This window comes from Candidatus Flexifilum breve, assembly GCF_016713355.1.
Genome location: NZ_JADJPI010000010.1, coordinates 24,810 through 46,639, shown reverse-complemented (window position 1 = coordinate 46,639; position 21,830 = coordinate 24,810). Strand labels below are relative to the sequence as shown.

Here is a 21,830-nt window from a genome sequence, read left to right as displayed (position 1 = left end):
GGAAATAGGACAATGCGACATCGCGTAAGTGGAAAGAAACTGGGACGCGACACCGAACAGCGCCGCGCGCTGGCGCGGTCGCTCACGATGGCCTTGATCGAACACGGGCGCATCGAGACGACCCAAGCCAAGGCGGACTTTGTGCGCGCTCACGTGGAAAAGCTGATCACGGTCGCCAAGCGCGGTCTGGCCAGCGATAACCCGGCCTACACCGTGCACACCCGCCGCCTCGCCGCCTCGCGTCTGTTCAATGATCGCGACATGGTGACGAAGCTGTTCGAAATCGCGGCGCGCTCGAAGGACCGTCCGGGTGGTTACCTGCGCATCATCAAGCTGGGGCCGCGTAAAGGCGACGCCGCGCCGATGGTTCTGCTGGAACTGGTGGATCAGCCGTCGAGCTAGTCGGGATGGAGATGAGCCGCTTCCGAGCTACGCTCGCCTATGATGGGACAGCGTATATCGGATTTCAACGGCAAACCGATCCGCGCACGGTGCAGGGAACGCTCGAACGGGCGATCCAGCAGGTGACCAAGCAAGAAGTCACCGTGATCGGCGCGGGGCGAACAGACACGGGCGTACATGCCGTCGGGCAGGTGATAACGTTTGGTGTCGTTTGGAAACACAGCGATGATATTCTGCTGAAGGCTATCAACGCTGTCTTACCGAACGACATCGCACTGCAAGACCTGACCCGGTTGACAGGGGACGCACAGCATTTTAACCCGCGTTTCGACGCGGCGAAGCGCCTTTACAGATATACGCTCTACGAGTCGAAGCAGCGTCAGCCGTTGTTGACGCGGTTCGCGTGGCAGGTCTACCCGCCGTTGAACGGTGAGGCGATGAGTCAGGCGTCCGCGCTCTTGATCGGCACGCACGATTTCGGCGCGTTCGGCAAGCCGCCCAAGGGCGACAATACCGTGCGAACGGTGTATCGCTCAGAATGGACACGGCAGCCCGAAACGTTCGGCGTCCGCTGGGAATATGTGGTTGAGGCGAATGCCTTTCTCCAACACATGGTTCGCCGGATCGTCGGGATGGTGGTGGATGTCGGACGCGGTTGGACGACGCTAGAGCAGTTTGAGACAGCTTTTCGGAACGCGAAAATTGACCATGCGGTCACGGTCGCGCCGCCGCAGGGCCTGGTGCTCGAACACGTGACATACAAAGATAGGATTGCGGGCGATGTTCCCGCAGAGGATTAGACGATGCTGGTGAAAACCTATTCGCCGAAACCGCAGGATATTCAACGGACGTGGTACGTGGTGGACGCCGACGGGCAAACCCTTGGTCGCCTCGCGTCTCGCATCGCCCACATCCTGCGCGGCAAACACAAAGCGATCTTCGCCCCCCACATTGACACGGGCGATTTCGTGATCGTCATCAACGCGGAAAAGATCCGCGTGACCGGTGACCGTTTGGACTCGAAGGTCTACTACCGCCACTCGAAGTATCAGGGCGGCCTCAAGGCCATCACCCTGCGTGATCAGCTCGCCAAGTTCCCGGATCGTCCGATTATGGACGCGGTCAAGGGGATGCTGCCCAAGGGCGCGCTCGGCCACCAGATGATCAAGAAGCTGAAGGTGTATAAAGGCTCGACGCACCCGCACGAGGCGCAGAAGCCCGTCGAACTGAAGTTGGATCTGTAAGCGAGGGTTATAGATGACACAGTATTATGAAGGCATTGGACGCCGCAAGGAAGCTTCCGCGCGCGTTCGCCTGTACCCCGGCGGGACGGGCCGCATCACCATCAACGACAAAGACGGCCCGGAATTCATGCCCCGCGCCGGCGACATGGAAATTCTGCTCCAGCCCCTCACGTTGATCGGGCAGGAACGCAATTACGACATTTCGGTGCACGTCAACGGTGGCGGCGTGTCGGGTCAGCGTGACGCGATCCGCTTGGGCATTGCCCGCGCCCTGCTGCTGGTCGACCCCGAACTCAAGTCGCAGCTTCGTGGTGCCGAACTCCTTACCCGTGACGCTCGCGTCAAGGAACGTAAGAAGCCCGGTCTCAAGCGTGCGCGTAAGGCCCCGACCTACACCAAGCGTTAGCGCTCGGTCCGTGGTTTGAGCTGATAGGCAAGGGGGAACTCCCCTTGCCTCTTTTTGTTTTCGCTAGACGGTGCGCGGTTGCAGCATCGGTGCTTTGCCGAACATGCCCGCGCGAACGGCCAACCCCAGCGCGACCAACCACGCCAATACTACGCCGACCACCGCCCACATGACGCGTTCGCCGTCACTGGCGGTTGGCACTTCCAAAATCAGCGAACTGGACGAGATAAAGAAATGGAACAGCACAACGGCGAGCATACTGCCGCGCGTGCCGTTGTACAGCGCTGTCAACATCACGGAGAAAGCGGTCAGCAGGGCGGGGCCGAGCAGGATGATCAGCGCCACTTTGGTCAAGCCTTCTTGCGGAATCCCGAGATAGTCCGCAAACCCGTGCCAAATGCCTCCCCACACCAGTCCAACGATGATCGCCGAAACAAACGGCGAGTGATGCTTTTGCAGGTGCGGCAGCATGAAGCCGCGCCAGCCGAACTCTTCGATGAATCCCGCCGTCACGCCGAGCATGATGCCCATTGGCAGACGGGCGGCGAAATCGATGGGCGTGCTGCCGCCGAACAAGGTATAGGCGGCGAGCTGGACGAGGTTGAGCAGCAGCGGAATGAGGATGACGACACCCCACACGCCGACGCGCCACATACCAAGGCGACCGTACAAGGCGCGCACACTGCCTTTACCGTAAATCGTCCGTGTCAGCACGATGGCGGCAAACGTCGGACCGATCAGGCCGAGCATCATGAAGCCGAAGGCGGCTGGCTTCATCGGCTCGACCATGAGCGTCCCGGCTGGGGTGACGGTGAGGATGAGACCCCAAAACAGAAAAGACCAGGCGAGCGTGAGGACGATATAGCTGAGAACCGGGCGCTGCCGGGCAAAACGAACCAATGAGTTCACAATGCTTGTTCCTTTGGAGATGGTGAACCTGAAACACGCAGAATCCCTTAATGATTCTCTCTAACTGAGACGTCTCAGTCACTGATATTCCTCATGCTTGTGCGGTGCTGATCATGCTGAAACGAACTTCCCGCGTGTATAATGATCACCGCATTTGGGGACAATGGGTCAGGCATGGAACTGAAAACAGACTATCTCGTCGTGGTGGATCTGGAGGCGTCCTGCTGGTTGGGACATCCACCGCCCGGCGAGCAGAACGAGATCATCGAGGTCGGCGTGTGCCTGCTCTCGCTTGATACTGGCGCAGTGAGCCACAAGCATAGCCTGCTCGTCAAGCCGACGCGCTCCAAGATCAGCGAGTTCTGCACGGAGCTGACGACGCTCACGCAGGAACAGGTCGACGCGGGTATGCCCTTCTCTCAAGCGTGCGACATTTTGCGGACGGAGTACGACACGCCGAACCGCTTATGGGCGAGCTGGGGTAACTACGACAAGAATATGTTCATTTCCCAGTGTGCCAGCTTCGGCGTGCCGTATCCCTTCGGCCCGAAGCATTTCAACTTGAAGAAGATCTACGCGAAGGTGTATAACAGCCGTCCGCCGGGGATGACGGGCGCGCTGGAACAGCTCAATATCCCGCTGACCGGGACCCATCACCGCGGCGGAGATGATGCCTACAACATTGCGCTGATCACCGCGGCGATGCTCAACGCGCGCGGCAGTTCAATCTTTGGAGTGAAACCAGCATGAGCGGTCAAAACGAGTACATCCTGTTCGACTTTCCCGATGAACGCCTGCGCGAGGACGCGCTGATGCACACGCTGCTGGGCAAGATCGCCGAATACGACCGCTTCCGCTACCTGAAGAAAGCCATCGTGTGCGACGACTCGCCGGGTGACATCTACGTGCCGAATACCCCGCAGACGCTGGCGGGCGCGTGGGCGAACGCCAAACGGGCTGTGCAGCGGTACGGCGGCTACTGGATGGAATTCGAGGATACCGACGGCGTGAAGATGTCCTTCGGATTCAACCCGCAGGAGCCGCGCCGCCTCTTCCTGCAGACGAGCAGCAGCGTCCTCAACAAGCGTGACCAGTCAGAGAACGTGCGCGCGTTCGTCAGCGTAATGCAGAAGATTTACGACACGCTGCACCCGGACTACGGCTGCGGCCTGTTCAGCTATGAGAATCACGACTCCGTTGCGCCGGGGACAGCGCCATTCGCCATCTGGGATTACAACCTGTTCAGCCCGGCGTTGGTGGAGCAGTTTGGACGCGACCGCTTGCTGGCGCTGCCCGCGTGGCGCAAGGTCGAATTCAAAGACGGCGGTCTGCTGCTGGAGATGTCCCCGCAGCCCGTGGTCGATGCTCTGGCACACCGCGATCAGTACAAGGCAGCGGCAGCGGCGTTGGGGTTCGAGCGCGTCATCATGGGTGGGTAGCCGCACCCGATTGGCCAAAAACATTGTAGGGACGAGACATGTCTCGTCCTTGTAACCAATATGAGCACAGAGGACGAGGCATGCCTCGTCCCTACGAAGGAACAATCAGGTATGACAATCACCATCGTGGGGTTGGGTTCGGGGCACATCGACGATTTGACGCGGCGGGCGTGGCGTACGCTGGAAACGGCGCAGGTGGTGTATCTGCGCACCAAAGAGCATCCGTGCGTGCCGGAACTGCCGTCGAGTGCCGAGTACCGCTCATTCGATGACGTGTACGAGGCGAACGACGCGTTCGAGCAGGTGTACGCGACCATCACCGAGCGCTTGATCGACGCGGCGCGGGCGGACGATGTGGTGTATGCCGTCCCCGGCGATCCGCTGGTCGCAGAATCGACCGTGATCCGCCTGCTGGAACGCGGACGCGCCGAAGGCATCCCGATCCAGATTGTGAGCGGCGTCAGCTTCATCGAGCCGACGCTCGCGCTGATTGGCGTGGACGCCTTCGACGGGCTGCAAATCCTCGACGCGATTGACATTGCCGCGCTGCACCACCCACCGATCAACCCGGATTATCCGGCGCTGCTGGGGCAGGTCTACAGCCGCGAGCTCGCCAGCGACCTCAAGCTCACGCTGATGAACCAGTACCCCGACGAATTCGAAGTCAAGCTGATCCACGCGGCGGGGACGCCGGAAGCGCTGGTGGAGACTGTGCCGCTCTACGAGATTGACCGCAGCGAACATATCAAGCACCTGACCGCGCTCTACCTGCCCGCGCTCGGTCATATGTCGAGCTTTGAGCAGTTCCAGGAGGTGATCGCGCACCTGCGCGCGCCGGAAGGCTGCCCGTGGGATCGCAAGCAGACGCACCAATCGCTGCGCCAGTACCTGATCGAAGAGGCGCATGAAGTGCTGGAAGCCATCGATGAGGAAGACTGGGACGGGCTGCGCGAAGAACTCGGCGATTTGCTGCTGCAGGTGGCGCTGCACACGCAGATCGCCATCGACGAGGGGGAATTCCGCATGGGCGACGTGCTGAGCGGCATCAACGCCAAGCTGATCTTCCGCCACCCGCATGTGTGGGGCACGACCGAAGCCGACACGCCGGAGCAGGTGGTCAAGAACTGGGACGCGCTCAAGGCGCAGGAGAAGGCGCAGGCGGGCAAACCCAAGCGCGAATCGCTGCTCGACGGCGTGCCGAAGAGCCTGCCCGCGCTGCTGCAAGCCTATGAGTATCAGGCGAAGGCGGCCAAACCCGGCTTTGACTGGCCGGTCATCGATGATGTGATCGCCAAGGTGCGCGAGGAATTCGACGAGGTGCTGACCGCCGAGAGCGACGAGCACCGCGCCGAGGAACTGGGCGATTTGCTGTTCGTGATCGTCAACTGGGCGCGCTGGCACAAGATTGAGCCGGAGACGGCGCTGCGGATGGCGAACCGCAAGTTCTACCGCCGCTTCCGCTACATTGAGGAGCAGGTCGCCGCGACGGGCAAGCCGATGACCGACTACACGCTCGATCAGCTCGACGCATGGTGGAACGAGGCCAAGCGAAACGGTTTATAATAGAGTCAAGTAAGCCGCGAGGGTTGAAATGGTTGTTCAGGAAAAACGCTATACGTTAGTTGAATACCGCGCTTTCACCGAACGACCGGAAAATCGCAACCGCTTATTTGAACTCATCAACGGGGTTATCGTTGAAAAGGCGAGAACCCTATCACGCCGTGCGGATCATTTGGTATTGCCCTACGCTCGATGCAGACGATCCCGCTTGTCTCGTAACAGGCGCTGATGGAACCCCTACAGCCTTTGTCAAACCGGGGACTCAGCAGATCGGCCGATGCGGCCTGACGATCACGGAAGTCTATTTTGGCGAGTATTCGGGCTCATGGAAGTTGGGATCGATGCGCGTGTTGAAGGTGATGTGCCCCCGGTCACCTGCCAGCGTCTTTTTCTGGCACCTCAGTAAGCGGAACATTTCCGCTAGCAGCTAGATCAGCACAAAATTTGATAGGCCGTCAGTTTCCGGGGCGATCAGCGCTGCTTTAGTCAAATTACGTGCAGCACGTTTGCAGCTTTAAAGAAATCAAACGAGGCGTAGATCGACGAGAGCGCCTGTTGTGAGTTACAAGGATTTACGATGCTTTGGCCCAAGATTGCCCCGGGTGAACTACGCCCGGGAATTGGTTATGCAAGACATTCGCGTATGGCGACATTGGAATAATCTTTCAGTGAATGTTTCAACAATGCCCCTCGATCAGCTTCGGCCAAAGCTACTATGGTTTCCCCCAAGAAGTGCGGTAGGAATGATACATTGCCGCTATCGATGAAGCAATTCAGCGACATGGTGAGAACTCATTGATAATGCAATGAGTGACCATCACAGACTGTCGGATTGAGTCCCACGTTTCTGATAGACTTACTTCTGATTGACCAGCACCAGCCCACGCCGACCACTGTGATCGGCGTGCGGTGTGCGCGGAACAACAGCTATCCCGCGTAGTGCTCACTTAGAAATGCGCTGACTGCCTCAAGATAATCCGGCGCATTGTCGCGGCGTATTGAGTGACCCGCGTCTGCAATCTGCACGGCCTGCCCGTCTTTCCAGAGGGCTGCGGCCTCCTGCGCGATGCTGTCATCGACCAGCGTGTGATTGTCGCCATACAGCAGCAGCACCGGACACGCTACCTGCTGCATCAGCGCTTGCCACACGGGGCGCGGCGACCGCGCTGCAAACACGTCCAGATCCACGCGCTGGAGCGCCGCCGCCCAGTACTGCAGTTCGGCGGCGCTCCAGCGGGGCGACCGCTGCCCTTCACCCGCCGCCAGTTCTTCGAGGGATTGCCCCTGCATCCGGCGTAGATTATCGGCCCATTGCTGCATACCTGTTCCGCGTGCCGCTTCCATTTCGGGCGTCGGGGGCGGCGCCAGCGGCGGATCTTCCAGCAGCAAACAGCCTACCAGCTCCGGGTGCTTTGCCGCCAGAATCAGCGCCGTGAAACTGCCCATCGAATGGCCAAGCACGGCGGGGCGGTTCAGCTTTAAGGCGGAGATCAAGGCGGCCACATCTTCGGCCAGCGCCTCGTTGTCAAAGCCGATGTCGGCAATGCGACTCGATTGACCATGTCCCCGCGCGTCGGGCAGAATCACATCGTAGTCCTGTGCCAGCACTTCCGCGACCGGAAACCAGCACGAGCCGTCGTCGGTGAAACCGTGGAGCAGCACGAGCGGTAACTTAGCACCGCCGCTGCGATAATAATGTTGGGTGAGGCCATTGGCCTGAAGCGTGTTCGAAGTAAACATCCTGTGTTCTCCTAGTCTGAGGAGAGGATAGCGCGAAGCGTCAGCGTTGTCACCGCTGGCCACATTAAGCTTTACTTCTGATTGACCAGCACCAGCCCCACAATGCACAGCACCACGCCGAAGATATTGGTCGGCGTGAGGTGTTCGCGGAACAGCAGTACGCCGATGGGCAGCAGCACGAGCGCGACCATCAGGTTGCCCATCAGCGACCCCACGTGACGTTCAACCCGGCGCGGTACGCCAGCACCCACCCGACCTCAATCCCGATGATCGACAGCCCCAAAACCACGTTGGGAATCCCGATGCGGCTGGTCTCCACCTGCAGCGACTCCTTGAGCGGCCACACGATGAATAACAGCAGCGAGGCGATCAGCGCAACAGCGTAGGTCACGACGAGCACCAGCACGGGATTGGCATTCGGCGGAAGGTACTTCTGCACGATATGGTAAGCAGTACTGCCTGCCACAGTGATGAAGAGTGGTATATAGATCATAGATGTTCTCTTTGGATTGAACGGTGCCTACATCATTCTAATCGAGAGAATCAAACGGGGCGATAACCATGTATCGCCCCGCTAACACCAATCCAGCTAGCCGCTGTTACGGGCTGGTGGTCGCTTCTTCGGTCGTGTCGAGCGTCGATCTGAGGGTCGGCATCTGCGTGGCCATGCTGGTCTCCTGCGTGCTCGCGGCCTGCGTGATCAGCGGTGAACGTGCCGCTCATCGTCGGGACGGGCGTCGTGGTGATGAAGTCCATATCGTCATCGAACATGTCGATGCGCGCATTGCCCGTGCAGCCGGTCCAGCCGTAGATGAAGCCCTTGCCATCCGGCAGGTAACCGGTCAGGCGGAATTCGTTATCGCCCACCAGGAACAGCCGCACCGGGCCGTTGACCGCCGTCGCCTGTCCGAGCAGAATCGCAGGCTGCATCGTTTCCATCATATCCGGGGTATTGGTCGCCATCAGCGCCGGTTCTTCCGTGCCCATCGTGGCATCCATCATGCCCATATCGCTGTACTGGTGCAGCGCATCTTCTTCCGCAAAGACATACTGTTCGCCGTTCGAGCCGTACACTGCGATGCGTCCACCGTTATCAAACGAGGCCGCCGGTGCGCCATTCACGTCTTCGCAGAAAATACCGAATTCACCGAGGATGATCGCATTGTTGATGCGACCGTCGCGGAAGATGACTTCCGGCGTACCATCCATCGTCGCTTCGGCGGTCGCTTCTTCAGTCGACTGCGCGAGCGGGGCGCTCACATTTTGCGCGCTCAAGGCGGCGCTGGAAAGCACAAAGATGGCAACTAGCAAGACCAACAGATAGCCAATACGTTCCGTTTTCATATGACAAACTCCTCACGTTTACACATCAAAGCTCATTGTAATGTCAAATGTTAGGTTGTGAATAGGATAGAAGGTGTAAATTCAGATGGCCAATGCACCCACGGGTCGCATGAATGGGGGAGATGCGGCTATAATCCGCGACGCTGAAGGATATCACTATGAGCGAACAAGCAATTCTCGAAGGTATCATCTCGATTGAGGCGGCGATCCGCGCGAACAGCCGACCCGTGCACCGCCTTTTGCTCCGGCGCGGCGAGCACGATCGCGATCTGGGTCGGTTGGCGCGGCTGGCGGAGCGTGAGCAGATTCCCATCGAGCGCGTCGCACCGGATGAGATTGATGGGCAGGCGCAGGGTAAAACGCACGGCGGCGTGATCGCGTTCGTCGGGGATCGGCGCTTCGTGCCGCTCGATCAGCTGATCGCCGGGAAAGCCAATCCGCTGATCGTCATGCTGGATGGCGTGGAGGACCCATTCAATTTCGGGCAGGCGGTGCGGGCTTTTTATGCAGCGGGCGCGGATGGGCTGGTGGTGCGGCCGCGCAACTGGATGAGTGCGGCGGGCGTAGTCGCGCGCTCGTCGGCGGGCGCGTCGGAGTGGATGCCCACGGCGGTCGCGGAGACGACGCAAGCGGCCGCCGATGTGCTCCGCGGGCATGGGCTGAAAGTCGCCGTGGCCGACAAAGAGCGTGCGATATCGATCTACGATGCTGATTTACGCGGTGGGCTGTTTGTGGTAATCGGGGAGAAGCGCGGGATCACGCGTTCGTTTGCGGACGCCGCCGATGTGCGGCTGAGCATTCCCTACGGGCGGCGCTTCGAGCAGTCGCTGGGCACGACCGCCGCCTCGGCGGTGATGGCGTTCGAACTGATGCGGCAAAGATCAGCCGCCGGTGGGAGAAATAAGGACGATGCAAATGCATCGTCCTTACATCGTGTCGGGGCGGCGAGATTTGAACTCACGACCTCAGCGTCCCGATCGCTGCGCGCTACCAAGCTGCGCTACGCCCCGTCGAATGGGATTTAGTCTACTGGACACACGGCAGAATGGCAAGAGTGAGTTGACACAATGAAGCAAAATCCTGTGACATTAACCGACCGCATCCGCGGCGTGACCGGCGGCTGACCAGCGCCGCCGGGATGGCAGTCCATCGGATGGGCGTGCACCCGGACGTGATTACGATCATCGGCTTGGTCGTAGTGGCAATCGGCGGGTATTTCATCGCGGTCGGGCAACTGCAAATCGGCGGCGTGCTGCTGGTGATCAGCTTGCCGCTCGACGCGCTTGATGGGGCGGTCGCACGGGCGATGCAGCGCACAGATCGGCGCGGCGCGGTGCTCGATTCCACGCTGGATCGCTACGCTGACGGCCTGATTTTTGGCGGGCTGGCCTACTACTTCGCCGTGCAGGATCAGTATGGCTATTTTCTCCTAAGTCTGGCATCCCTTGTCGGCAGTTTTGTGGTAAGCTATGTCCGCGCACGGGCAGGAGAGGCTGACCTGTCAGTTAAAATCGGCTTGTTCTCGCGGTTTGAGCGAGTTGTGGCGCTGCTCTTGATGCTGCTCGTTCCGCCGCTGCTTATCCCCATGCTCTGGGTATTGGCAGTGGGCACGAATATCACGGGTGTGCAGCGTCTTTTATACGTTTATAGACATCTTGACAAAAACTGAGGCTGATCATGGAGTTCCAATCCGAACATATCGTCCTGTTTAACACGCTGCAAATTCGTTACTACGGCATCATCATTGTCGTGGCTATGCTGATTGCAGCAACCGTGGCCGCGCGTCTGGCAAAGCGTGACGGGCGTGATCCCGATCATGTGTGGGGGGCGCTCACCTGGGCGATCATCCCGGCGATCATCCTGTCGCGTCTGTGGTTCATCTTCACCCCGAGCCGGGAACTGCTCGCTCAGGGGATGGATACCGCGTGGTTCTTCCAGAACTTCTTTAATACGCAGAACGGCGCCATCGCGATTTGGAGCGGCGGGCTGAGCATCTTCGGCGCCGTGCTGGGCGGCGGTCTCGGCGCGTATGTGTATATGCGGCGCAATAAGCTGCCGGTGGGGCGTGGCTCGACATTGCGGGCATCGTGCTGCCGCTCGGTCAGGCGATTGGGCGCATTGCCAACTACGTCAACCAGGAACTGTACGGTACGGTGACCACGCTCCCGTGGGGCATCACCATCGACGCGGCCAAGCGTGTCGCGCCGTATAAGAGTCTCGTTGATTACCCCGTAGCTGATACGCGTTTCCACCCGCTGTTTCTGTACGAAATGCTGCTGAATATTGTCTTGTTCGTCGTGCTGCTCAATCTGTTCACGCGGCGGCGCAAGCAGTTCCGTTACGGCGATTTCTTCCTGATCTATCTGATGGGTTACGCTGTGATTCGGTTCTTCCTCGAATTCCTGCGTGCGGATATCGCCTACATCGCGGGCACGACGATCAATTCGTCGCAGGCGATGGTGGTGCTGGTGTTCGTGATCGCGCTGGCGGTGTATGTGCTGCGCCGCAACCAACCGACGGCCGCTCAGGTCACGGAACAGCCGGTCAAGCAGTAGTAATTTAATAGCTAACCGCGGCGAACGTGGGACTGTCGGGACGCGATTTATCGCGTCCGTTTGTCGGGGTCAGGCAAGCGGATGTCATGAATCGCGTCCCTCCGATTCCCCTGTAGTAACCCCCGTGACAATCGTCTAGATTTACGTTATCAACCTTCCTTTGTGTCTGACGGCTGGCAAGTGTGCGATAATCGGTCATGGTGTGGGCTAGCCGAAGATGACATACATGATCGAATCGCAAAATCTGACCAAGTTCTACGATGATTTCCTCGCCGTTGACGGGGTGAATCTCAACGTCCCGTCGGGGTCGGTGCTGGCGCTGTTAGGTCCCAATGGCGCTGGCAAAACGACGACCGTCCGGATGCTGACCTCGATTCTGGCGCCATCCTCCGGGTGGGCGAAAATCGCCGGGTATGATGTGAGCCAGCAGCCAGAACAAGTGCGCGCGCATGTTGGCGTGCTCACCGAGCAGCACGGCCTCTATGAACGTATGAAGGCAATTGAGTATCTCGACTTTTTCGGGCAGGTGTACCACATGCCGCTCGAAGTGCGGCGCAAACGGTCGTTTGACCTGATGGAGCGTTTCGGGTTGAGCTTTGCCCTCAAGAAGACGCTCGGCGAATATTCCAAAGGGATGAAGCAGAAGCTCGCACTGGTGCGCGCCATGCTGCACGATCCGCCGGTGCTGCTGCTCGACGAGCCGACTTCGGCGATGGACCCGCAGAGCGCCAAAATGGTGCGTGATGCAATTGTCGAATTGGGGCACGATGACCGCACCTTCCTGATCACGACGCATAACCTGACCGAGGCGCAGGCCCTTGCCGACCAGATCGGCATTATCCGGCATGGGCGCATTATCGCGCAGGGCAACCTCGAAGAATTGTCGCGGCGCATCGCGGGCGATCCGCTGATGGAACTGCGCGTCACGGGGCAGGTGAATGGTTTGGCGAAAGATATCGGTGATCTGGTCAACGTGGAAGAGAGCGGCGCCAGCTGGGTCACCTTCCGCGTGCGTGAACCCAACGTAACCAATTCCTTGCTCCTGCGCCGCGTGCTGGATCTGGGCGTGAATGTCGTCACGCTCGCGCCCATCTCGCAAAGCCTGGAACAAATCTATTTGCAAGTTGTTGAAGAGGATGAACAGCAGCATGGCCGTGAAGGTAATCAACGTTAACGAGCGTCAGCCAGAGAGCGGATGGCGCACAACCATCGCCAATGCCTTGATCATCACCCGGCGCGAGGTGCGCGACAGCTTACGCGACTGGCGCATCATTTCGCCGATCGTCATTCTGACCTTTCTGTTTCCGTTCCTCGCCCAGTTTGTTGCGGGGCGCTTCGCCGGGTTTGTGGAAGGCTTCGGCGCGCAGATCATCGGCGCGCGGATGATCCCCTTCCTGCTGATGATCGTCGGCTTCTTCCCGATTTCCATTTCATTGGTGATCGCGCTGGAAACGTTCGTCGGGGAGAAAGAACGCCGCAGCCTGGAGCCGCTGCTCAGTACGCCGCTCACCAACACCGAGCTGTATATCGGCAAGACGCTCTCGGCCATGCTGCCGCCGCTGATCTCCAGCTACGGTGGGATGACGGTGTATCTGGTCAGCCTGTTGTTTGGCGAGTTGGAATGGCGTCCGCCGGCGATGCTCATTGTGCAGATCATTCTGGTCACGACGGTGCAGGCGCTGGTCATGATCACCGGGGCAGTGGTAGTCAGCAGTCAAACGACCAGCACGCGGGCCGCGAACCTGCTGGCGAGCTTCATCATTATCCCGATGACGCTGGTCATTCAGGGGGAGAGCGCGATCATGTTCCTCGCGCCAGACGCCGACTCACCCAACGGGATCGGCGCGATGTGGGCGATCATCGCCGGGATGCTGGTCGTGATTATCCTGCTGCTGCGCGTCGGCAATGCGATCTTTAACCGGGAAGAACTGCTTGGTCGCACCATTGATCTGCTCAATCTGCGGTCAACGCTGCGCAAGATCGTGCGCTACATCTTAGCGGTCGATGAAGCGGGAACACCGGCGCGCAACCTTGTGGATTGGTATCGTAAGGGCGTGCGCCTGAGCGTGAAGCGGCTCGGTTACGCCCTGCCGATCACGATCGGCGTGTTTGTGCTGGCGTTTGTGGGGGGTGTGGTCATCGGCTTCCTGCCCGAATGGAACCTAAATCTGCCGCAAAACATGCCGCTGAACTCCGTGGCCGGGTCGATTAACATCCCTATTCGGATCTCTTTTCGGCGAAAACGCCATTATGGCGATCGCGTGGCAGAACGCGCGGATTCTGCTAGCGGCGGCGCTGCTCGCCATGTTTACATTCGGCGCGGCCGCAGTGATCCTCACGCCGCTGGTGTATGTTGTGCTCGGTTACGTCCTCAGTCAAGTGATCCTTGCGGGCTACAATCCGTCGTTTATGCTGGCGGCGATCATCCCGCATGGGATCGTCGAGATTCCGGTGATTGTGCTGGCGACCGCGGCGGCGCTGCGCCTCGGTGCGGTCATCACGCGCCCGCCGCGCGGTTATACGGTCGGCCACGCGTGGACGGTCACGTTGGGCGATACGGTCAAGATCGCGCTCGGGTTGATCCTGCCCGGTCTGCTGATCGCCGCCTTCCCTCGAAGCTAACCTTACACCGGTGATCGTACGCGCAGTCCTCGGCGGATAACCTCGGCGACCAAGAAATTGATCTTTAGGAGCGCACAGTCGTGTGCTCCTAGGGATTTTCGCAACTTATGCACCTTCAGCGCGCAGCGCACACGGCCGACCTAGACATCGACCCGATGCAGCCCGAATCCAACACAAATCCTCGACTTTAGGATCTTTCGCGGTACGCAGTACTCATGTCTGCACACCTGTACTATACTTAGGGTGGGACATCAATCGAGCGTTGGGGCGAACATGGCGCGTATCATCAGCTTGGGGTCAGCGGCGGCGGTTTCAGACGCGGAGCACGACAATACCCACTTCATACTAGAAGGTGAATCGACGCCGATTTTGGTGGATTGTGGTTCCAACCCGCTCGGTAAAATCCATAAGCTCGGCATCAGCGATGATACGCTGCAAGATATGATCCTCACGCATTTTCACCCTGACCATGTCTCAGGCGTGCCCAATATGCTGATGCATATGTGGCTGCTTGGGCGCAAAGCGCCGCTGCGCATTTACGGGCTGAATCACTGCGTCAACCGCGTCGAAGACATGATGATGTTCTTTGCGTGATACCTGGCTGAACTTCTTCCCGGTCACCTTCATCGCATTCTCGAAAGAAATAACGCCCCGGTCCTTGATAACGACGACTTCCGGATTTTGCTTACCCGACCAAACACTTTATTCCGACAATCGGTTTGCGCATCGAGAACAAACGCAATGGCAAGGTGCTGGCGTATTCCTGCGACACCGAACCGATCCCCTGCTGCTCGATCTGGCGCGCGATGCCGATCTGCTGATCCACGAGGCGGCAGGGCAGGGCTTCGGGCATTCGGAGCGCTGCTCGCCGGGGAAATTGCCAGTGAGGCGCGCGTGAAATCGCTGTACTTGATCCACTATCAGGTGTGGAATACCGACCCGACGCCGCTGGTCGCCGAAGCGCGCACTACCTACGATGGGCCGATTCACCTGTGCGAGGACTTCGACGAGTACGAATTCTGAACGTTGGTTGACACCCGTCTTGACGTGTAAAGTGGAGAATTAATTGAGAAGACAATCTTTTGGGGTTACACTTTAATCAAAAGTAGCCTGCCAAAGGATTAGTTTAGCGTTGGATGCCGGACATCCGCGCCCATCAAACGTCGCACCCGTAAGTGCTTTCGACGCTCCGGCATCGGGCACAAGTCGAACTTCAGGAGCGCCGGACACAGTACAATCCGCCGCTCAGTGAGGCGGCTAACCCAACATGAAGAGCGTTAATTTTTGCTGAATTGGTTGTATTACAGACTAAAACCAGAAAAAGTTATATTCACTCCTCGTGAGTTGCACTATACAATAGAAACAATCATGATTTTCTGACAGCGCGAATGAGGATATATGAGACGGCTCGTCTCCGAGAGCATTCGACACCTGACAGAAGCACCTCTGTCGAACAAAGACTCAGCAGTCCGTACACGTCAGGTATTTGGCGCGCTGCTGCTGATCAGCACGCCAATTCTGGTCACTTATCTAACTCTGTGGACGGTCTTCGCTCCGGGTCGTTCGGATCGTCTGCTTTTTGGTGTCGCCTTTGGCTTGGTCTCGGTGATCTGCCTGGTGCTGGTTCGGACGCGCTATTACTGGGTGGCACAGTATGTGTTTGTCGGCAGTATCTTCCTCTTGGCGACCGTGATTGCGGCGACGGCGGGTGGGACGCTGGCAGCGTATTACGGTGTGTATCTGGTCGTCATCATCCTGACGGCATGGTTGAGCGGCTGGCGCGCAGCGGGTGTGGTCACGGTCTTGTCGATCCTCGTTGGATTGGGCATGGGGTTGCTGATGCAAGCCGGCAGGTTGCCGCCACCAATTGGCACGCCAATGACTGCCTGGTTGACCCACAGCTTGATCATCACGATCATCACGTTGTTCAGCTACGCTTTGTCTATGCGCCTGAATGGGGCGCTGCAGCACGCCATCGCCGAACTCGACGAGCGGAAAAAGTTGGAATTCGCCTTACGGGAGAGTGAAGAACGCTTTCGCCTCATCACGAGTACCGTTTCGGATTACACCTTCCAAACGCGGGTGGCTGCGGATCGGTCGGTGGAGCCTGTCCTTCTGGGCGGCGCTTTCGAAGTGATTACGGGCTATTCCCAAACGGAATATGTCGCACGCGGCGGTTGGCCGTCGATTGTGCATCCTGACGATGTGAAACAGGATGTGGAAGATATGGCCCGCCTTCACGAGAATCAGCGGGTTGTAAGCGAAATCCGCATTATCGCGAAAGACGGTGCAATCCGGTGGGTGCGGGTCTATGCGAATCCCATGTGGGATGACCAGGCCAACCGCATGATCGGCATTAACGGCGCGGTGCAGGATATCACGGAGCGCAAACTGGCCGAAGAAGCGCTGCGCCAGAGTGAACAACGGTATCGAGCCATTAGCAGCATCATTTCCGACTATGCCTATGCCTATAGAGTCGATCCCGATGGCAGTTACTACCCGGACTGGTTGACGGAAGACTCTTTTCGCCGCGTGACGGGCTACGAGAAGAAAGACATCGATCCCGCCTACGCCATCTATCACCCGGACGATGGCGGGCGGGCGCGACACGATGTTGAGGAAACCGTACGTGGGAACCCGATTTCGGGCGAGTATCGCATCATCACGCAGGAAGGCGAACACCGCTGGATCTATATCCGGCGGCAGGTGGAGCGGGATGAAACGGGGCGGGTTGTCCGTTTTTACGGAGCGGCGCAAAACATCAGCGAACAGAAGCGGCTGGAGGCGGAATTGCAGCAGTACGCTGCGCATCTCGAACAACTTGTCGAGGCCCGCACCGCGCAGCTGCGCAGCACCAAAGAACAGATCGAGATCGTCCTTAACCACTCGACCGACGCGATCGCCCTCATTCAGTCCAATGGCGACATCAAGACGATGAACCCTGCCTTTGTCTCGATGTTTGGCGATCAGGTTTCAGACTGTATCGAGCGCATTTTGTGGGTGCTGGCAGATGATTCGCATCGGGCGGCGGTGGGGAACGCCCTCATCCGGGCGCTGCAGGAACAAGAACCTCTGCGCGTTGAAACACAGATTCTGGCGCAGGATGGCCGCGAACGCGATTTTGATCTGGCGTTCATCCCGGTCGAGCTGGCCGACGAATCGGGGCAGAATGGTTTGCTGGTCAGCGCGCATGATATCACCAACCTGAAAGAAATCGAACGTTTCAAAGCGCGTTTTGTGCAGGATGCACTGCACGACATGGCGACCCCGATCATGGGGCTGACGACGCGTCTGTATTTGCTGCGGCGCGCGCCGGAAAAAGTCGATGAGCATGTGCGGGCACTGGAAAACCAGGTGCAGCACCTCCGGAATCTGCTGGCCGACCTGCGCATGTTGTCGCAGCTAGATCGCGGAGAGCTAACGCTGACGCCCGCCGCCGATGATTTGAATCGCGTGGTGCGCCGCGTGTTTGACACCTACGAGCCCGTGGCGATCAGCAAGCAGCAAACGCTCACGCTCTCGATGGATGAGAATCTGCCACCGCTGTTGATCGATGGCCGCCAGATCGAACGGGCGCTGGTGAATCTGATCTCGAATGCGGTCAATTACACACCGGATGGCAAAGACATTTACATCCAGACGCAGCTGGAGGGCGACTCGGCTGTGTTTCGCGTGGGGGATCAGGGGATGGGCGTGCCGCCGGAGGATCTACCGCGCATCTTCGAACGTTTCTACCGCACCGACCGCGCGCGTAAGACGCAGTCCAGCGGGACGGGGTTAGGCTTGGCGATTGTCAAGGAAATTGTGGAACTGCACAAGGTACAGTCAGCGCGACGAGCAAAGTCGGGGAGGGCAGCACTTTTACTGTCCGCTTACCGTGCAGCGGTTTGCTGTAAGCGCCTCGGTGGGTGGTTTCTACGCAATCGCATTGAGCGTTCGCCGCGTTGTAAGGCGGATGACCACCATGAACCCGCTGACAAACAGGGCCGCCAACAATGGGTTGTAGCCTGAGCCATAATTCGGCGTCATGAACGCTGCGACATTCGAGGTAGCATGGAGCATCACCGCCGCGAAGATGCTGTTCCCCGTGCGTGTGTACCCCCAGCCAATGATCATGCGGAAGGTGACCGTATACACACACTGCCAGACGATCCACCAGATCGGGTTGTGGGTTTGGATAAAGGGGACGATGTGCCACACCGCCCAGACCACCCCTAACCCCAGCCCCGCGCCCCACATCCCCCATTTGGTGCGCAGCGGCTCGAAGGCGTAGCCTTGCCAGCCGATTTCTTCACCCACGGCCGCCACGAAGAAGATGACGCTCATGATCGGCAGCGCGGTGATGGGCACGCTTGGATCAGGTGCCGCTGCCGAGCAGCACCGCTGCTCCGTAAGCTAACCCGATGAGACCCGGCATGAGCAGGATAAGCACAATATGCCAGAAACGTGGACGAACGCTGTCGTAAGCGACAGCGCGCCTGAGGAGACGGCTGACACCCGCTCGACCGTCCGTCCGCCATACGAGAATGATCGCGGCGATGGCGGGATTGAAGGCCATGAGCGCGCTGATCGGGAGCTGGATCGGTAGGTCGTTAGGCCGCACAAGCGCGCCTGCCACCCAGAAAGGAATCGAGAGCCCAAGAATCACCCCGAAGAACAGCGGAAGGGAGATGCGCGATGGCTTATTGGTGTTCATACAGCGCTCCGGCGTTTGCCCCATAACCAGCTATACGCAGCCGGGAGGAGAAAGTTCTAGCGCTTACAGGGGTAAACAAAACAGTCCGTCTAGGCGCCTAGACGGACTGTTCGTGACTGGGGCAGATTGCTGGCTAACTGACCTGTGCCGTGGCGGTGAAGGCACGCTGCACGGGGGTGACGTCTCCGGTCAGCGTTACGCTGCCGCGCAGCGGCAAATCTGCGGAGGAGGTGCCGACCATGATATCGACTGCTCCGGGCGCGACAACCAGTTGATCCGCCGCGTTGACGAACGCCAGCAGATTCACGGGCAAGGTGAACGTCACCGTGCGGGTTTGTCCCGGCTCAAGCTGGACACGCTGGAAGGCTTTGAGTTCCTTCAATGGGCGGGTGATACCGCTCACGAGTTGATGCGTGTAGACTTGCACCACTTCATCGCCCGCGCGGGAACCCGTATTGGTCACATCGACTTGCACGGTGAACGTTTCGTTTGCCTGAGCTGTCGCGCTGACGTTGAGATTGGCCAGCGCGAACGTTGTATAGCTCAGACCGTAGCCGAACGGATACAGCGGCGACGTGGGGGTTTCGACATAGTCATTCTTCCAATTGGAGCGCCCGCCCGACGGACGGTGACTGTAGAAGACCGGGATTTGACCGACCGCCCGCGGGAAGCTGATCGGCAGCTTGCCGCCGGGGTTGGCATCGCCGAACAGCACATCTTTGATTGCGGCGGCGCCTGCTTCCGAAGGAAACCAACATTCGAGAATCGCCGGGATTTTTTCCGCCATCCAGCCGAGGGTGATCGGGCGACCATTGATCAGCACGAGTACGACGGGCGTACCTGTCTCATAGACCGCCTTGACAAGATCCGCCTGGACGCCGGGCAGATCGAGCACGGCGCGATCGCGCGCTTCGCCGGAAGTTGCATCGTCGGTGAGGCCGCCCTTATCGCCGACCACTAGGATCGCCACATCGGCTTTGCGCGCCGTTTCGACGGCCGCCGCAAACCCTGCTGTGGAGGTGTCACGCACGGCGCAGCCCTGAGCGTACAGGATCTCGCAGTCGAGGTCATCGGCGGAGTGGATGGCCGTATACACGCTTTGCGTCTCAATGAAGTCGGCGCCGGCATCAATGCCCGTGGCGGTCGGCATGTTGAACACGTTTTTCTTGTGCATCATTTCCAGCAGGGTTTCCATGTGCGCTGGATAGGAGTAATCCCCGAACAGATTGCGCAGATTATCGGCATTGGGGCCAATCACGGCGATCGAGCGGAGCGTCTTGGGAGCGGCAGCAGATTGCCTTCGTTGCGCAGCAGCACCAGCGACTGCACGGCAATGGTGTGTGCCAGCATCTGCTGATCGGGGGTATCGAACTGCACCGACGCGGAATCGACGTAGGGCGTCTCGAATAGTCCGAGTTCAAATTTCTGGCGCAGCAGGCGCAGCACGGCCTGATCAATCAGTGCCAGCGGGACGCGCCCGGCCTCGACCGCCTTGACCAATCCGTCGTTGTAGGCGTCGGTGGACGGCAGCTCGACATCGATTCCGGCCTCGAGCGCGAGATGGGCCGCTTCGACGCGATCCGCCGCGATCCGGTGGTAATCCTGAAGCTGGGCAACGGCGAAATAATCGGACACGACCGTGCCTTCAAAGCCCCAATCGCCGCGCAGTACATCCGTGAGCAGCCACTTGTTCGCGCCGCAGGGGATGCCGTCGAGTTCATGGTAGCCGTTCATGATTGAGGCGAGTCCGGCTTCGCGGATAGCCGCTTCAAACGGCAGCAAGTAGGTGTCGCGCAGTTCGCGCGCGGTGAGGTGCGCGGGCGACCAGTTCATGCCGCCTTCGGTCATGCCATAGCCGACGAAATGCTTGCCTGTGGCGATGACACCATCGGCGAGCGAACGTCCCTGGATCCCACGCACGTAGGCGCTGCCCATTTGTGAGACGAGATATGGATCTTCGCCGAACGTTTCTTCGACGCGTCCCCAGCGGGCGTCCCGGGTGACATCGAGCACTGGGGCAAGCGCGTGATGCCCGCCAACGGCGCGCATCTGCAGGCGAATGACATCAGCCATCGCTTCGACCAATTCGGGTTGCCAGGTACTTGCCACGCCGATGGCTTGCGGAAAGACGGTTGCGCCCTTCGCCATGTAACCGGAGCAGCATTCCTCATGCACGATGGCAGGAATTCCCAGACGGGTGTGCGCGATCAACCATTTTTGAATCGCGTTAGCGACCTCGGCGCTTTCCCTGCGGGTTGACGTTGCTGGCGCCGCCGATGCGGGTGATGTGACCGACGCCAAGTTGGAGTTTCGGCGCGGCTTTTTCCGGCGCGAAGGTGATGTTGTCGATCAGTTCATAGACCCAGCAGCTGCCCAACTGCGCGACTTTTTCGGTGAGCGTCATGCGCCCCAGCAAGTCGGCACTGCGCTCATCGATAGAACGAGTTGAATCTTGATATGGAAGGGACCCCCGAAGCATGACCTTGTTATCCTTTGAGTTCGCCGCCGGTCAAGCCAGTGACGATCTACCGCTGCGTGAAGATAGAAAATAGAATCGCCGGGACCAGCAGCGACACAAACGTCCTTATGCGATTCCAGTTCGAACGATACTGACCCTGAAATACCATAGTGCCGAGCGTGAGCGGTTGCTTGGAGGCATCGGTGAAGACGAGGAGCGACAGGAAATACACATTTCATGACACAGTCGTTTGCAGCACGATGATCGCACCGAGCGCCAGACGCGTGAGCGGGAACAGCAGGTACCAGAAGAAACCAAGTATACCGCATCCCTCAATATACGCCGTATCTTATCAATGACGGCGAGCAATCCTAGGCTTTTGCGAACGTGCAGGTTTGTCTCAAATAGCTTTTCATTAATTGCAAACGTTTGCAGCCCAGGTACAAGAAAAATCG

General features: G+C 59.0%; 22 protein-coding genes, 1 tRNA gene and 4 pseudogenes. 17 read left to right on the top strand and 10 right to left on the bottom strand.

The features are described 5' to 3' along the window. Positions 1 to 12 precede the first annotated feature (12 nt). Genes rplQ through rpsI form a run of 4 tightly spaced genes read left to right on the top strand, consistent with a single transcriptional unit; the run spans position 13 to position 2,052 of the window. Positions 13 to 402, top strand: coding sequence for a 50S ribosomal protein L17 (gene rplQ, locus IPK17_RS09865; protein WP_343417521.1), 390 nt, complete (start codon positions 13 to 15; stop codon positions 400 to 402). Between the two features lie 11 nt (positions 403 to 413). After that, the gene (truA, locus tag IPK17_RS09860) at positions 414 to 1,202 is read left to right on the top strand and encodes a tRNA pseudouridine(38-40) synthase TruA (RefSeq protein WP_343417520.1); all 789 of its coding nucleotides are present in this window, start codon (positions 414 to 416) and stop codon (positions 1,200 to 1,202) included. Positions 1,203 to 1,211: 9 nt separating this feature from the next. Then, the gene (gene rplM, locus IPK17_RS09855) at positions 1,212 to 1,646 is read left to right on the top strand and encodes a 50S ribosomal protein L13 (RefSeq protein WP_343417876.1); all 435 of its coding nucleotides are present in this window, start codon (positions 1,212 to 1,214) and stop codon (positions 1,644 to 1,646) included. 13 nt (positions 1,647 to 1,659) lie between these two features. Beyond that, entirely contained in the window at positions 1,660 to 2,052 is a 393-nt protein-coding gene (rpsI, locus tag IPK17_RS09850; RefSeq protein WP_343417519.1) for a 30S ribosomal protein S9, read from the top strand. Between the two features lie 63 nt (positions 2,053 to 2,115). Here rpsI and IPK17_RS09845 read toward each other — a convergent pair whose 3' ends face one another. Beyond that, positions 2,116 to 2,961 (bottom strand): CPBP family intramembrane glutamic endopeptidase, encoded by an 846-nt coding sequence (locus IPK17_RS09845; RefSeq protein WP_343417518.1) that lies wholly within the window; start codon positions 2,959 to 2,961, stop codon positions 2,116 to 2,118. Between the two features lie 174 nt (positions 2,962 to 3,135). Between IPK17_RS09845 and IPK17_RS09840 the strand changes: the two genes are divergently transcribed. The 3 genes from IPK17_RS09840 (at position 3,136) to yabN (ending at position 5,963) form a co-directional block, all read left to right on the top strand. Beyond that, positions 3,136 to 3,711 carry a 3'-5' exonuclease gene (locus IPK17_RS09840; RefSeq protein WP_343417517.1) on the top strand — a complete coding sequence of 192 codons (576 nt, stop codon included), beginning with the start codon at positions 3,136 to 3,138 and terminating at the stop codon, positions 3,709 to 3,711. After that, positions 3,708 to 4,400, top strand: a complete 693-nt coding sequence (locus tag IPK17_RS09835) for a hypothetical protein (RefSeq protein ID WP_343417516.1) — start codon at positions 3,708 to 3,710, stop codon at positions 4,398 to 4,400. Before IPK17_RS09840 ends, IPK17_RS09835 begins: the two co-directional genes overlap by 4 nt. A 111-nt stretch (positions 4,401 to 4,511) precedes the next feature. Further along, on the top strand, positions 4,512 to 5,963 hold the full coding sequence (gene yabN / locus IPK17_RS09830) for a bifunctional methyltransferase/pyrophosphohydrolase YabN (protein WP_343417515.1): 1,452 nt from the start codon (positions 4,512 to 4,514) through the stop codon (positions 5,961 to 5,963). A 924-nt stretch (positions 5,964 to 6,887) separates the two neighbouring features. Here yabN and IPK17_RS09825 read toward each other — a convergent pair. The 4 genes from IPK17_RS09825 to IPK17_RS09810 form a co-directional block, all read right to left on the bottom strand. Continuing rightward, positions 6,888 to 7,700 carry an alpha/beta fold hydrolase gene (locus IPK17_RS09825; RefSeq protein WP_343417514.1) on the bottom strand — a complete coding sequence of 271 codons (813 nt, stop codon included), beginning with the start codon at positions 7,698 to 7,700 and terminating at the stop codon, positions 6,888 to 6,890. 71 nt (positions 7,701 to 7,771) lie between these two features. Further along, positions 7,772 to 7,903 carry a hypothetical protein gene (locus tag IPK17_RS09820; protein ID WP_343417513.1) on the bottom strand — a complete coding sequence of 44 codons (132 nt, stop codon included), beginning with the start codon at positions 7,901 to 7,903 and terminating at the stop codon, positions 7,772 to 7,774. Beyond that, the gene (locus IPK17_RS09815; protein ID WP_343417512.1) at positions 7,903 to 8,193 is read right to left on the bottom strand and encodes a hypothetical protein; all 291 of its coding nucleotides are present in this window, start codon (positions 8,191 to 8,193) and stop codon (positions 7,903 to 7,905) included. The genes IPK17_RS09820 and IPK17_RS09815 overlap by 1 nt, the downstream gene beginning before the upstream one ends. 50 nt (positions 8,194 to 8,243) lie before the next feature. Continuing rightward, the gene (locus IPK17_RS09810) at positions 8,244 to 9,044 is read right to left on the bottom strand and encodes a hypothetical protein (RefSeq protein WP_343417511.1); all 801 of its coding nucleotides are present in this window, start codon (positions 9,042 to 9,044) and stop codon (positions 8,244 to 8,246) included. A gap of 158 nt (positions 9,045 to 9,202) precedes the next feature. Between IPK17_RS09810 and IPK17_RS40465 the strand changes: the two are divergent. Continuing rightward, a pseudogene (locus IPK17_RS40465) lies at positions 9,203 to 9,844 on the top strand (TrmH family RNA methyltransferase); the annotation flags it as partial. Positions 9,845 to 9,980: 136 nt separating this feature from the next. Here IPK17_RS40465 and IPK17_RS09795 read toward each other — a convergent pair. Further along, a tRNA-Pro gene (locus tag IPK17_RS09795) sits at positions 9,981 to 10,054 on the bottom strand. A 128-nt stretch (positions 10,055 to 10,182) separates the two neighbouring features. Between IPK17_RS09795 and IPK17_RS09790 the strand changes: the two genes are divergently transcribed. The 6 genes from IPK17_RS09790 to IPK17_RS09765 all read left to right on the top strand — a co-directional run bounded on the left by IPK17_RS09790 (position 10,183) and on the right by IPK17_RS09765 (position 14,815). Next, positions 10,183 to 10,713: a CDP-alcohol phosphatidyltransferase family protein gene (locus IPK17_RS09790; protein ID WP_343417508.1), complete on the top strand. Its 531-nt coding sequence runs from the start codon at positions 10,183 to 10,185 to the stop codon at positions 10,711 to 10,713. A gap of 8 nt (positions 10,714 to 10,721) precedes the next feature. Beyond that, positions 10,722 to 11,201, top strand: a complete 480-nt coding sequence (locus IPK17_RS09785) for a prolipoprotein diacylglyceryl transferase family protein (RefSeq protein WP_343417507.1) — start codon at positions 10,722 to 10,724, stop codon at positions 11,199 to 11,201. Then, on the top strand, positions 11,132 to 11,599 hold the full coding sequence (locus IPK17_RS09780; protein WP_343417506.1) for a prolipoprotein diacylglyceryl transferase: 468 nt from the start codon (positions 11,132 to 11,134) through the stop codon (positions 11,597 to 11,599). Before IPK17_RS09785 ends, IPK17_RS09780 begins: the two co-directional genes overlap by 70 nt. Positions 11,600 to 11,825: 226 nt before the next feature. Next, a complete protein-coding gene (locus IPK17_RS09775; RefSeq protein WP_343417505.1) occupies positions 11,826 to 12,773 on the top strand; it encodes an ABC transporter ATP-binding protein in 948 nt (315 codons plus the stop codon). After that, a complete protein-coding gene (locus IPK17_RS41025; protein ID WP_343417504.1) occupies positions 12,748 to 14,235 on the top strand; it encodes an ABC transporter permease subunit in 1,488 nt (495 codons plus the stop codon). Before IPK17_RS09775 ends, IPK17_RS41025 begins: the two co-directional genes overlap by 26 nt. A gap of 259 nt (positions 14,236 to 14,494) precedes the next feature. Beyond that, positions 14,495 to 14,815: an MBL fold metallo-hydrolase gene (locus IPK17_RS09765; RefSeq protein WP_343417503.1), complete on the top strand. Its 321-nt coding sequence runs from the start codon at positions 14,495 to 14,497 to the stop codon at positions 14,813 to 14,815. Between the two features lie 91 nt (positions 14,816 to 14,906). On the opposite strand, the gene IPK17_RS09760 is transcribed toward IPK17_RS09765, so the two are convergent. After that, on the bottom strand, positions 14,907 to 15,074 hold the full coding sequence (locus IPK17_RS09760; protein ID WP_343417502.1) for a hypothetical protein: 168 nt from the start codon (positions 15,072 to 15,074) through the stop codon (positions 14,907 to 14,909). 41 nt (positions 15,075 to 15,115) lie between these two features. Here IPK17_RS09760 and IPK17_RS09755 point away from each other — a divergent pair, with 41 nt between their 5' ends. The 3 genes and pseudogenes from IPK17_RS09755 to IPK17_RS41020 form a co-directional block, all read left to right on the top strand. Beyond that, positions 15,116 to 15,244: a hypothetical protein gene (locus IPK17_RS09755; protein ID WP_343417501.1), complete on the top strand. Its 129-nt coding sequence runs from the start codon at positions 15,116 to 15,118 to the stop codon at positions 15,242 to 15,244. A 375-nt stretch (positions 15,245 to 15,619) separates the two neighbouring features. Continuing rightward, positions 15,620 to 17,623: pseudogene (locus IPK17_RS09750) on the top strand (PAS domain-containing protein); the annotation flags it as partial. Beyond that, positions 17,612 to 18,037: pseudogene (locus IPK17_RS41020) on the top strand (sensor histidine kinase); the annotation flags it as partial. The pseudogenes IPK17_RS09750 and IPK17_RS41020, both read left to right, overlap by 12 nt. A gap of 99 nt (positions 18,038 to 18,136) precedes the next feature. Here the strand turns inward: IPK17_RS41020 and IPK17_RS09745 are convergent. From IPK17_RS09745 to IPK17_RS41015, 3 genes and pseudogenes are all read right to left on the bottom strand, one after another. Next, complete coding sequence (locus tag IPK17_RS09745) at positions 18,137 to 18,571, bottom strand: CPBP family intramembrane glutamic endopeptidase (protein WP_343417499.1); 435 nt, start codon at positions 18,569 to 18,571, stop codon at positions 18,137 to 18,139. A gap of 7 nt (positions 18,572 to 18,578) precedes the next feature. Beyond that, complete coding sequence (locus tag IPK17_RS09740; protein WP_343417498.1) at positions 18,579 to 18,917, bottom strand: hypothetical protein; 339 nt, start codon at positions 18,915 to 18,917, stop codon at positions 18,579 to 18,581. 133 nt (positions 18,918 to 19,050) lie between these two features. After that, positions 19,051 to 21,396 (bottom strand): annotated as a pseudogene (locus tag IPK17_RS41015) (glycoside hydrolase family 3 N-terminal domain-containing protein). Positions 21,397 to 21,830 lie beyond the last annotated feature (434 nt).

Excerpts from the sequence above, each read along its gene's own strand:
- IPK17_RS09760 (WP_343417502.1), bottom strand. The coding sequence starts at position 15,074 with ATGCCCGAAGCCCTGCCCTGCCGCCTCGTGGATCAGCAGATCGGCATC.
- IPK17_RS09790 (WP_343417508.1), top strand. The coding sequence starts at position 10,183 with ATGGCAGTCCATCGGATGGGCGTGCACCCGGACGTGATTACGATCATC.
- IPK17_RS09810 (WP_343417511.1), bottom strand. The coding sequence starts at position 9,044 with ATGAAAACGGAACGTATTGGCTATCTGTTGGTCTTGCTAGTTGCCATC.
- yabN (WP_343417515.1), top strand. The coding sequence starts at position 4,512 with ATGACAATCACCATCGTGGGGTTGGGTTCGGGGCACATCGACGATTTG.
- IPK17_RS09825 (WP_343417514.1), bottom strand. The coding sequence starts at position 7,700 with ATGTTTACTTCGAACACGCTTCAGGCCAATGGCCTCACCCAACATTAT.
- IPK17_RS09765 (WP_343417503.1), top strand. The coding sequence starts at position 14,495 with ATGGCGCGTATCATCAGCTTGGGGTCAGCGGCGGCGGTTTCAGACGCG.
- IPK17_RS09820 (WP_343417513.1), bottom strand. The coding sequence starts at position 7,903 with ATGGGCAACCTGATGGTCGCGCTCGTGCTGCTGCCCATCGGCGTACTG.
- IPK17_RS09835 (WP_343417516.1), top strand. The coding sequence starts at position 3,708 with ATGAGCGGTCAAAACGAGTACATCCTGTTCGACTTTCCCGATGAACGC.
- IPK17_RS09840 (WP_343417517.1), top strand. The coding sequence starts at position 3,136 with ATGGAACTGAAAACAGACTATCTCGTCGTGGTGGATCTGGAGGCGTCC.
- IPK17_RS09815 (WP_343417512.1), bottom strand. The coding sequence starts at position 8,193 with ATGATCTATATACCACTCTTCATCACTGTGGCAGGCAGTACTGCTTAC.
- IPK17_RS09775 (WP_343417505.1), top strand. The coding sequence starts at position 11,826 with ATGATCGAATCGCAAAATCTGACCAAGTTCTACGATGATTTCCTCGCC.
- IPK17_RS09740 (WP_343417498.1), bottom strand. The coding sequence starts at position 18,917 with ATGAACACCAATAAGCCATCGCGCATCTCCCTTCCGCTGTTCTTCGGG.
- rpsI (WP_343417519.1), top strand. The coding sequence starts at position 1,660 with ATGACACAGTATTATGAAGGCATTGGACGCCGCAAGGAAGCTTCCGCG.
- truA (WP_343417520.1), top strand. The coding sequence starts at position 414 with ATGAGCCGCTTCCGAGCTACGCTCGCCTATGATGGGACAGCGTATATC.
- rplQ (WP_343417521.1), top strand. The coding sequence starts at position 13 with ATGCGACATCGCGTAAGTGGAAAGAAACTGGGACGCGACACCGAACAG.
- IPK17_RS09785 (WP_343417507.1), top strand. The coding sequence starts at position 10,722 with ATGGAGTTCCAATCCGAACATATCGTCCTGTTTAACACGCTGCAAATT.
- IPK17_RS41025 (WP_343417504.1), top strand. The coding sequence starts at position 12,748 with ATGGCCGTGAAGGTAATCAACGTTAACGAGCGTCAGCCAGAGAGCGGA.